Annotated in this window: 6 protein-coding genes and 1 pseudogene; 4 read left to right on the top strand and 3 right to left on the bottom strand. The window is 46.1% G+C overall.

Going from position 1 to position 10,672, the window contains the following annotated elements; translation table 11 throughout:
* Nucleotides 1-551: 551 nt before the first annotated feature.
* The gene (locus PsAD13_RS25345; protein ID WP_063319863.1) at nt 552-1,241 is read right to left on the bottom strand and encodes a Crp/Fnr family transcriptional regulator; all 690 of its coding nucleotides are present in this window, start codon (nt 1,239-1,241) and stop codon (nt 552-554) included.
* Between the two features lie 1,340 nt (nt 1,242-2,581).
* On the opposite strand from PsAD13_RS25345, the gene PsAD13_RS25340 reads away from it, so the two are divergent.
* Nucleotides 2,582-3,835 (top strand): hypothetical protein, encoded by a 1,254-nt coding sequence (locus PsAD13_RS25340; protein WP_153040969.1) that lies wholly within the window; start codon nt 2,582-2,584, stop codon nt 3,833-3,835.
* Between the two features lie 84 nt (nt 3,836-3,919).
* Here PsAD13_RS25340 and PsAD13_RS25335 read toward each other — a convergent pair whose 3' ends face one another.
* A complete protein-coding gene (locus PsAD13_RS25335; protein WP_063319861.1) occupies nt 3,920-4,843 on the bottom strand; it encodes a LysR family transcriptional regulator in 924 nt (307 codons plus the stop codon).
* Between the two features lie 640 nt (nt 4,844-5,483).
* On the opposite strand from PsAD13_RS25335, the gene PsAD13_RS25330 reads away from it, so the two are divergent.
* Genes PsAD13_RS25330 through PsAD13_RS25320 form a run of 3 tightly spaced genes read left to right on the top strand, consistent with a single transcriptional unit; the run spans nt 5,484 to nt 9,325 of the window.
* Entirely contained in the window at nt 5,484-6,269 is a 786-nt protein-coding gene (locus PsAD13_RS25330) for a hypothetical protein (RefSeq protein WP_063319860.1), read from the top strand.
* A 1-nt stretch (nt 6,270) separates the two neighbouring features.
* Nucleotides 6,271-8,331 (top strand): MFS transporter, encoded by a 2,061-nt coding sequence (locus PsAD13_RS25325; RefSeq protein ID WP_208986935.1) that lies wholly within the window; start codon nt 6,271-6,273, stop codon nt 8,329-8,331.
* On the top strand, nt 8,324-9,325 hold the full coding sequence (locus PsAD13_RS25320; protein ID WP_063319859.1) for an ABC transporter substrate binding protein: 1,002 nt from the start codon (nt 8,324-8,326) through the stop codon (nt 9,323-9,325). Before PsAD13_RS25325 ends, PsAD13_RS25320 begins: the two co-directional genes overlap by 8 nt.
* A gap of 815 nt (nt 9,326-10,140) precedes the next feature.
* Here PsAD13_RS25320 and PsAD13_RS28430 read toward each other — a convergent pair.
* Nucleotides 10,141-10,308: pseudogene (locus PsAD13_RS28430) on the bottom strand (GNAT family N-acetyltransferase); the annotation flags it as partial.
* Nucleotides 10,309-10,672 lie beyond the last annotated feature (364 nt).

Below are 10,672 nucleotides of genomic sequence, written 5' to 3'. Positions count from 1 at the left end.
TTCCTCGGATTTTAAGTATTTGTAATGTGGTCGTTGGACTGCGAAAATCAGAGAACTTCAATCTTCAGTATTGAAGGAATGGTCCATATTTGGCCCTGAATACAGCATGCCGAGAGGTGAGAAAGTGGGGATGATTTGTGCTCGCGCACTTACACCAGAGGAGACTACTCCCACAGCTAGCAGCATCAACATCACCAACCAGCGGACCGGAGATGTAAACAGGGCACCTTGCGCTTGATGGAAAATTGCAGAGGACTCGTCTGAGCTTTGAACCAACGGCCTAAAAGGCTGTCTGTGGCGCGCTCGTAGATGTGTTTAGCCGCATGCATAGAATGCCCCCCCTTAAACGTAGTCACTATAGATCTCTCTTCCCAGTCACTCGCCAGACGGCACACTGATATTCAGGTGGCAGCAGTCAAATGCTGACACCTGAATATGGATGGGATAAAAATACATAGTGATTGTACGTAGCCAGCGCCGCAAAGAATGCTAAGAACTTAGCAATCTAACGCTTTACTCGGATTTATGCACATAGCATGGGCGGTCAGATCTCAGAGAGACAAATGCTCGGCTCTGGCGGCATCAATCCAATCTGACAGGGCTTGCTCGTCCGGCACGGCAATTGCGCCATACTTCAGCACGATCAGGCCATTGTTTTCCAGCTGTTTGAGCGCTTTACCCATAGAAACACGTGAGGTGCCCACAGCGATAGCCAACTCAGACTGGTTCCAGTTGAGCATGCCAGGTACTTCTGAAGCTTCGAGCATATTCTGCAAGAACACCGCTGTATAAGCAGGCAAAGGCAGCAAACGCAGATCGTCAAGCATATTCAGTGCCACATTCAAACGGCTCAATGTCGCTGGCAAAGCTGCGCGGGCGATCTCGGGATAAGCGTCCATTAGCGTCAGAAAATCAGCTTTGAGAACATAACCGATTGTTGTTTTACCAATTGCTGTTGCAATTTGCGTCCGCTTGCGACCGGTCAGCACGCCCATGATGCCAATGAAGTGTCCTTCACCAAGCACGGCAAGTATCGTTTCTCGGCCACTGGGGCTAAGACGCCCCATTCTGACTGCCCCTGAACGTACTATGAGCAGGCGGTCACCCTCATCGCCGGTCGAGAAGATCGTGCGCCCGTCCTGATAGGTCTGACGGTGCTCGACAGCTGCAAGAGCGGCTTTGACCGTTGGGCTGAGCAGGTCAAGGAATTTGAGGCTCCCGTGATCCAGCAATCCTGTCATGACCAAGGTTCCTTATCATGCGTTGAGGGGCGTCCACTTCATCACGTATCCTGAACATAGCCTTTGCTGTCAATACACTTACTATAAGTTGCAATATCCCAATCGCAGCCCAGCTATCGACATTCATAAATGGCAACTATTGGTCAACTGCTACGTGCCAGGAATGTCTAGAAGTTTGGGCCATTACCGGACATTCGAGTGGTTCTAGCAAGAGCTGAATGGCAATCCCTGCATAAACTATGCAAACGGCTTACACGTAGAAGGCTCGAATTGGTCTGAAATCAGTCCCCTTTCCGAGTGTTGAGTTAGTAGTGGCGTTTCGATCGGAGAATGTAAGGTGGAGAAAGCGTAGATCTGCCTGCAAAGCAGGTTGCCTTAAGCGAGTACGAGGCGGAGCTCTGCGGGCGCTAACTGAAGCATGTACTGTGTCCAACTGTCAATGGTGCGGCGGCACCTCCTCGGTTGCACACATAAGCACCTCTAAATTGGATGAGCGTTGTAAGTTATGTAGTTCAAGTCTACAGCACCCTGAACAGCCGATCTCACCACCAAGTCAAGCAGTTTAAGAAAAAGCAGTCGGCCTTGCTCGCTCTCTTTCTAGAGAGCTAAGTTCAAAACCAATACCTTTGCTTTTAAACTTTAATGTATAGCCCAAAGCAAAGTCTCTCATAACTTTTTTGCGTTGTAAGCATAGTTGCCTTCAAATACTCAATCATCGATGGCATCAAAATGATGATCGCAGATTCCAGGTCTGTTATTGCTAAGTTTAATAGGAGTAAGAAGAGCAACAGCCTGAGTGACTAACTTTGATGTGGGAGAAATGCCAGTTAGCAGCTTGATGATACCCCTTTGTCGTCAAGGATCGATGAAGTACCCAATGACTTCGCGAGCTGGAGTGGTCCTATTATAGTTCTAAGGAGCCTCTACATGTTTACCTTGGCATTTCTCCCAAATTATTCCTTAGTTATTTTAAGGTTACATCTTCACTATGTAATGCTGTAAGTTGTTATATCATAACATCTTAACGAAAATGTGCTTATTTAAGTACAAATCAAATAAAATTATATAAAAACTAATTATAATTAGATTAATTAACGTATAGATCACAGCAATATAGCATTAAAATTATTTGTGTTGCTACTGTTTTGAGGCCAATCTACTTTTTGTCGCGGTTCTACTTGAGGATAGCGATGTTTAGATCCCAATTTTTTAAATAAGAAACCCCCTCTCTTCAGTTGAACAGATCTTCAAAAACCTGGAACGGCGTACCCTGCTGCGTGCTTACAAGACGTAGCTTGAGCCATTTCACATCTAGTGTGTATTCTTGAAAGGATTATCCTTTGCTACGAAATCTCTTGACTGCTGCAGGCTTTGTGCTCGTAGCCCAAGCCTTGATCGCGCCCCCCGTGCAAGCCGATACCACTCAGCAAAGCGAGGAGCAAACGGAAGAAACAAGTTGGGTTAACTGCGCCGATGAGGGCAAGCACTGCTATCCCGACAGTGACGGCGTCATCACCATGCGATACGGTGAGGGAGATAATTATACCTACATCCTCGCTCAGGGTCTGGACAGAATTTCCTGCAACAATTTCTGGGGCAACCCGTCGGATGGTCAAAACAAGAAGTGTGCCTATACGACAGCGAACCTACTGAAAGTCGCACCTGAGGGTAGCTATATTGAAGTTGCGAAGGAAGGGGCGACGTTCAACCTGCCTGATACAGGTAAGATGCACTGGATCCGATATGGCAGCAGCAACAGCTGGATGTATACCGTGATGTCCGGTGATGGCGAGCAAACAGTGGCATGCACCAACGATTACTTCAACTACAACCCGCTCAACGGCACCGACAAGGTATGCCAGTACAGCAGCAGCGCGTACTATACTTTGTCAGAGGATAACACGCTCACAGAGTGCGCTACCGAGGGACAAAACTGCACTCCGCAAGTCGGCGATGTCGTTCTCATGCGTTATGGCACTGACAATCAATTTGATTGGCGCTTTTTGCATTCAGCAGACAGTATCTATGAATGTAACAATGAAACCTTTGGGCCAAATCCGGTCCACGAAACCAAGCGTTGTTATTGGATGGCCGTAGCACCATCTGCTACCAGTACATTTGGGGTCTGGTCAAAAATCCAGTCTTGTCAGGGGCAAGGATGCTCGATTTCGGAACAACTTTCAATCGGTACCTCACGCACCAATACCTGGTCGACGACGGCAGAATGGACAAGCACAGTCACAGAATCTATGGAGGAAAGTTTTGAGGTTCTTGGCGCTGGTGGAAAGGTCAGTGAACAGGTGTCAATGAGCTTTGCATTGTCAGAGAACTTCCAAACGGCGCTATCACAGTCTGTGACAAACACCTTTACTGCTACATGCAATCCAGACAAACATGCTACCAATCGAGTACTTTTCCAGTTCCAGACAAATACAACTGAGAGCTGTCTGGAAACTGGAAAGTGTACAGGAGCAACCAATACACAAGACTATGCCTGCATTTCTAATCCGCCGGCTGGCTATGGCGGTCCACAATGCGTTCCCGGTTATTGCAGAGAAGATGACCCACTCTGCCTAGAGCCTTGTGCTGAGTGATAAGTATCATAAAGGCGGCGTCTTTATCTTGCGCCGCCTATCCACTCAACAAACTGAGTTCACAAACAAAATTCGGCTACAACCCTAAAGCTGTCGCTCCATACGATGCTTTTCTTGTGATAACCCTTCGCGCAGTTTCTCAATTAAGAACTCGGCTTGCGGTGTAAGAACACGGCCCTGGATCCGATTGATGCAGACGTTGTAGTCCATGGACACATCTAACGGTAAAACTTTGATGGCGGCATCTTTAGGTGGATGAAAGGCTGTTATCATATCAAGAATGCTCAAGCATTCTAATGAATCTACAAGTAATGGCAGTTGGCTGGGCGCATCCGCGCTGATCCTGGTATCTGGAACGACACCCACATGCTCTAAGGTTCTCAAAATGAGCTTACCATACAATGTAGATTCTGACGGTAAAATGCTCGGGTACTTGCCAAAATCAGAGACGGAAACTTTCTTCTGAGTTGCAAGTTCATGCGTAATTGGCATGATGCCCACCATCCGCAAGGTGGTCAAAACCACACTTTCAATATCTGGATGGGGCAGCTTAGGAGTTCCTATTCCAAGGTCAATTTCCCCTCTGCGCAGCTTCCAAATCTGAGTATCCCGCCCTCCCACAGAAACAATCAAATTAATATCTGGCCATCGATCTCTCACGGCCCGGATAGCATCACTGAAGAGGCGCAGTTGTGCTCCAGGTACAACAATCATCACCCTGAGGACTTGCTCACTACCGCGACGCAGTGACTGAACAGACTGATCAATATGCTCCAGCTGATCAAACATATCTTTACATTCTTGGTAGAGCGCATCTGCTTCTACGGTTGGTCGCAGGCGCCCCTTTTCGTTGACGAAGAGGTCAAATCCCAATGTCCGTTGAAAATTACTGATATGCTTACTAACGGTAGGTTGCGCAAGTTTAAGCTCTGACGCTGCCTGAGTAAGACTTCCATTCTCATAGATTGCTCGAAAGATCTCAAGTCTTTGAATGGTCAATGTACTCAATTACCCTCCTCCGCCTCATAGCTTATAGCTATAGGGCCTTCAATTTCTTTTTGTTGCGGTGGCCTAATGAGTTGCTTACTCACTGTCCGTAGTTTTACTAGAGCGCAAAATGGAAATGGAACGAAACGAATGTAATGAGCGATGATAAGTAACGAGAGCCCGCATTCCGCGTTACATTTAATCTCTGTGTTTAACTCGAGGTTGCGATAGTGTGCATTTCGGACTGAGAGATCTATATTCGCTGTTAGTAGATGTCAATAATACAGCGATTAATTTTGATGTCATCGAGTAGTAATGGGGTATATTTAAATAAAAATTACGTATATATGATGGGTATATTAAATTATCTCCATTCTATCAAATGAATCAATTGCAAAAATGCGATATATTCTCAAATTAAAATTCTATTCATATGTAGTAAATTCAAATAATATCGAAATATCAAGTAATGTGAAAATATAATACTTGTCACCCAACTGAAACTTGAGGTGGTACTTGTCCGATTGGTGCCACAGCTGCTCCACATAATCAAGACGACGCCCGTTAGCTGCTGTGCCTCAGACCCGCCTTACAACCAGATAATCCGGTGAACGTCACAGTTTCAAATTACACGTGACGATAATATTAGAGACCTTAGTTTATGGATACTCAGATTCTTTCTGGTATTAGATCGCGAGTTGTTGTTTCGACTCTTGCGGTTATTGCAGTGATGCTTGCGCTCCAAAGTGCTTTAAGCTTGCTTAAGTTTCGAACACTGGTTGTCGAGGCAACATCATCTCGGTTGCAAGTCACCGCGAGCGCTATTGACGTGGTTATCCGGCGAGCGGAAGCTGTCGGCCTGAGCATGCATGAAATATCCGATCTGGACGCTTTGATCGAACGTGAGCGCTTGCGCGACCCAAAGATTTATCAAATTATTCTCTTAGATCTTCAGGGTACTATTCTAGCTCATTCCGGAGATCGCAATGTCTTGCAAGAAGATATGAATGAGGTTCTGCCCGGCGTTTTAACGAGTGATGATAAGACCATAACACGTGAAAGTGGGGAGTATCTGTACGCTGGCCGCATACTGCGCGACTCTTCAAACTCCATTATGGGAGCTATTTTAATCTCAGAGCATACTAAGGAACTATCAGCAAAAGTGAGAAACACATGGTCTCGTCTCACACTTATGTATCTGGGTATTTTTGCAATCGTTGCGATCTCGATAGGCCTTTTCTCCTTGTTCCAATTACATGCTCGAAAGTCTTACTTCAGGAAGTCTGGTAAGGCGGATTTGGGAACTCTTGATCCCAAGGGTTCTGATGAGCTGCAAAAACAGATATCGAAGGGCAAGAGAATGCAAGAAACAGCACTACTTGACCTTTCGAAAATGTCTAGTGTCAGCGCAGTCACCAAACTGAGCGATAGACTTGAGGAAAGTTGACGTGACGATATTCTCAAGATTCTCAAGGCACTTTTTGCTGACTATGTCAGTTGCTATGTCGGTGGCAGCATTTCTAAGTGTTGTTGTTACTCTGGCGGAGTTTAACTCTGGCCTAAACCCATTCTTGCTTGCAAAGGCACGGAGCGTTAGCGAAACCGTCAAGCAAAATCTGGAATATGCTAGCGAGATTGGTATTCCGTACTCTGAAATCAGAGGAGTGAATAAGTACCTCACTGATCTAACTGCAGAACACAAGGAAATAAGTGGAATTTCTATTGTTGCAGTTAACTCTTCGGTGCATTTGGGAGAGAATGAGACACTCCCACTGGAGCGTGAGAGTACCGAGAGCAATGCCATTTTACTTGCTCAGCAAACCTTCGACTCACTCTCGAAATTAGGAGTTTTTATTTTTGGTTCTGACAACAGGAAACAGACGGTATTAACGGATGTAGTTGTGAATGGTGCTCCTGTTGTTCAAGTGCAAACCACTTTGGATGAGGAGTACGTCAACAGTCAGCTCACCAGTATCTTTCTTGATACATTTGTTCTTCTCTTGGCGGCATGTCTGATTGCGGTTGAAGTCGTGATTGTTTGCGTTAGTTCAACCATAACAGTGCCACTACGTCTTGTTGAAACAGCCATCGTAAAGTGTGCTGGAGGGCATTTGGGCACATATCTTGGCTCTGACCGCAAAGATTGGGCCGGTCGGTTCATTGCTGCGATGAACCGGCAAAACGCCAAAATCCGCAATACGCTTGAGCAGCTGCAGCAGGCAAAAAATATATCACGCGAAGAGTTGCGTACTTTCGCTAAGAAATACAAGTTGTATCGTGTCGAAGAAGGTAACAAGGCGTCTATTGCAGATGCACGGATACCACTTTTTGTATTTTGCTTAGCTGATGAGCTTCAAAAGTCGTTTCTACCGTTTTTCTCCATGGAGTATTACGGTGAAAACGATTGGTTCGAAAAAGACATCATGACGGGCCTGCCGATTTCAGCCTTCATGCTGGTCGTCGCTATCATCTCACCGTTTTCAGGACAGCTTATCGAACGTTTCAGCAATAAAAAGCTGTATCTTGCTGGTTTGGTACCTGCAATCGGTGGTTATATTTTCTGTATTTTAGCCCAAGACGCAACTGACATTGTTATTGCTCGTTCGGTCACGGCAATCGGTTACGGGATTATTACAATTAGTTGCCAGAGTTATATTGCTGCTGTTGCAGAAGAAGGAAGCCGTGCAAAGGCAATGGCAACCTATGTTGGTGTTACCATGACAGCCACTATGTGTGGAACAGCAATTGGTGCAATTTTGGCCGATTGGGTTGGTTATAAGCCAGTTTTCGTAATCGCTATCAGTCTTATGGTCCTTGCAGGTATTCTGGGTTGGCGAATGCTGCAAAACGAGTTGCCAAGCTTCAAGTCGGATACCGTCTCAACAACATCAAAAACAGGTAAGCCTTTGATAACGCTCATAGGAAACACGCAGTTCGTGGCAATCCTGATGTTTTGCGCAATTCCGACCAAAATTGTCCTCACAGGGTTCCTCTATTTCTTTGTTCCAATCTATCTGGCCAGCCTGGATGCCAGTCAATCTGAGATTGGTCGGATTATGATGGCCTATTCCTTGATTATTATACCAATCAGCCCACTGGCCTCTCGTCTCTCTGATCAGCTTGGAAAAAATCTTTCCGTGATCACTTATGCAACAATTGCGTCAGGAGTGGCTCTGATGGCTCTTTACCAAAACACGAACATTATCGCTGTGTTTATAGTGGTCGCGTTGGTAGGCCTCGCTCATGCCTTCATCAAGGCTCCCATCATGGTTGCGGTCATGGAAGCAGTCGAGAAGGAGCAACAAACTAGCAGAACTGGTGCGCTGAGTTATCTTCGTATGTTTGAGCGTGTCGGCAGCGCTGCTGGTCCGCTTATCGTAGCAGCACTGCTTGTAAAGCAAGAGTATACTACTGTTGCTGCACTTCTCGGTGCTGCGATTATTGGCTCGGGACTCATAATGCTTCTGGTTACACGCTCCTCAAAGAAGGAGGTGCAAGCTCATGCCTAAAGTGATGCTCATCATAGTTGCCCTTGTTTTAATGGCAGGGACAACAAGAGCCAGAGAGGACGACTCGGACGCTTATCAGGTGCACATGATTGTTTGGCGTGGCTGTGAAGAGGCTTGTAAAAGCTTCACTCATTTTTTCAAAAGCAGAAAGCTTCCTGTAAACGTGATCGTCACTGATGTGGCGAAAGACAAAAGCCTCTTGCCGGAAGTGAAGCAACTGCTCCTCAAAGAGAGACCCGATCTTGTTGTCACCTGGGGGACTTCAGTCACGCGTTCTCTCATTGGTACGATTGCAGATTACGGTATAGGCTCAGGTTTGGGTGACATCCCATCCCTTTTTATGATTGTCGCAGACCCGGTTCGTGCAGGCATTATCGTAGACCATGAAACCTCAGGGCGGCCCTTGGTAACTGGCGTGCATAATCGTGTGAATGAGACTGTACAGCTCAAACACATTTTTGAGTACCAGCCCATAAAGCATCTCGCGGTTATTAACGAGCCGAACGCAGTTAACTCTCACCAGAACACTCAAAAGTTGGCGGCACTTTCAGATCAATTGGGTTTTGAGGTCATTTCTCTTGAATATAGTCTTGGCGCGAACGAACGGGCAGATCCAGCAGAAATTCCGCTCAAGATTGCCGAGGCTAAGGCCCTGGGCGCAGACGCGTTATATGTTGGATCCAGCTCTTTTAATCTCGAAAACCGGCAAAGTTACACAGAAGCTGCAATATCAGAAAACCTGCCGGTTTTTAGTGCATATGAACAAATGGTTCGCGATGGCCTGGCTCTTATGTCTGTTTCTAACAGCTACAAAAACGTAGGCAAATTAGCAGCTTCTCAGGCCTACGAAATTTTATTCAAAGCAAAGTCACCTGGAGCACTATCAATCAGGGCTCTCGAACGATTTTCAGTACTCGTAAACATGCAAGTCGCAAAGCGACTTAGTCTTTACCCTCCCTTATCGATCATCAGCATCGCAAAGATTGTTAAATGACAATTGTATTTCCTCATCGGCACTCATGGCTATGACAGGCTGCAAGTTAACTTGATCATCACCGCGGTCTAATACCCGCGCTTTGCGCTGGATTTCGCCACTGAAGTGTTATGCAACAGAGCTCGCATTCACCCTCCTCCGTTTCATAGCTAATAGCAATAAGTCCTTCAATTTCTTTCTGTCGTGAAAGTCCAAGGCCTAACTATTTTCTGCAAATGAAAATGCTGAGAAGTTGGATACTAGAAGAAGGGTAAGTGTAAGGACTTGAAATCATCGCGATTTTGGGCTCAAATTAGCTGAGAACGAGCGCACATTATGTGAGACAGGCTCACATTCCTGAGACTGGACATAGTGCCATGAGACTTATGCCGATCAGTTAAAGCGCATCCGCCACTAAGCCCACGCAGGACCGCAAGAAAAGACCTGAGGCATAAAGCAATTTTGCTATGATTTTCGCAACGGGTTTTCTTATGCTCAACCCGCGCTGTTCAGGCCTGCTCTTGGGCTGCAAGAAAAACGTAGGTTCTTCTGGTGAGTGGACATTCGCTGTGTGCAGGAGAAGTTGTTCTCCAAGTTACAAAGGGCCATAAGCTTTGATTTCTACAATATAACATTGAAACAGAAGTCAATTTCTTACGTTAGCTGCGTGTTCCCACGATGAACCGATGAGCTACGGCTTCATGTAACCGAAGTTGGTCCTGAAATGTTCGGCTGAGCGACCATCCTTGTCGCAGATAGAAATTTTCAGCACGTGAGCTGCCTGCCATGCAGAAAACTTTAGCTTCTGAAAAGCCATTACTTCGGATCTGGCGTTCTCAATGCTGTAGCAACGCTTTCGCAATCCCTGTTCCTCTTGCTTTTGAGAGAACGTAAAGCTTCATTAGTTCAGCGCCATTTGTTGCAACAAAACCAAGAACGACACCATCGTCCGCCACCCAGAAATCTTCATAACAGGATTGAAGCCACTTCCGGAAATATTTAGGGGTTCTGTATGCTAATACCCTTTCGGGAACTAGCCACGCGTGTGCATCATGTCAGCCTTGATGCCACAACTGCAAAATAGCGGCATGATCACTCAGTTTAGCGTGCCGAATGTCATACATCAGGAAACCTTTCTGAGAACATTTATGGAGGATTGTGTTAGCGTGGGGGTGGGCAATATTATTGCTCAAGTTTTGAAAACTAGGCCGTTACCTGACATTCGAGTGTTTCTTGCAAGGGTTGCGCAAGTCTTTGCAGATGAGACTACGGTCTCTTTCTGGAGAGTTCTTCTCAGTATATGATTATGTGTGAGGCGCCCGATAAGATAAGGAGCATTTTGAACCCAAAGCAGCTCTGGGATGGAGT

It is taken from the genome of Pseudovibrio sp. Ad13, from assembly GCF_001623225.1.
Classification (GTDB): domain Bacteria; phylum Pseudomonadota; class Alphaproteobacteria; order Rhizobiales; family Stappiaceae; genus Pseudovibrio.
Note: the sequence above shows the minus strand (reverse complement) of the source record. Positions and strands in the feature narration are given on the sequence as shown.

Coding starts and splice junctions, on each gene's coding strand:
- PsAD13_RS25330 (WP_063319860.1), top strand. CDS start 5,484: ATGGATACTCAGATTCTTTCTGGTATTAGATCGCGAGTTGTTGTTTCG.
- PsAD13_RS25345 (WP_063319863.1), bottom strand. CDS start 1,241: ATGACAGGATTGCTGGATCACGGGAGCCTCAAATTCCTTGACCTGCTC.
- PsAD13_RS25320 (WP_063319859.1), top strand. CDS start 8,324: ATGCCTAAAGTGATGCTCATCATAGTTGCCCTTGTTTTAATGGCAGGG.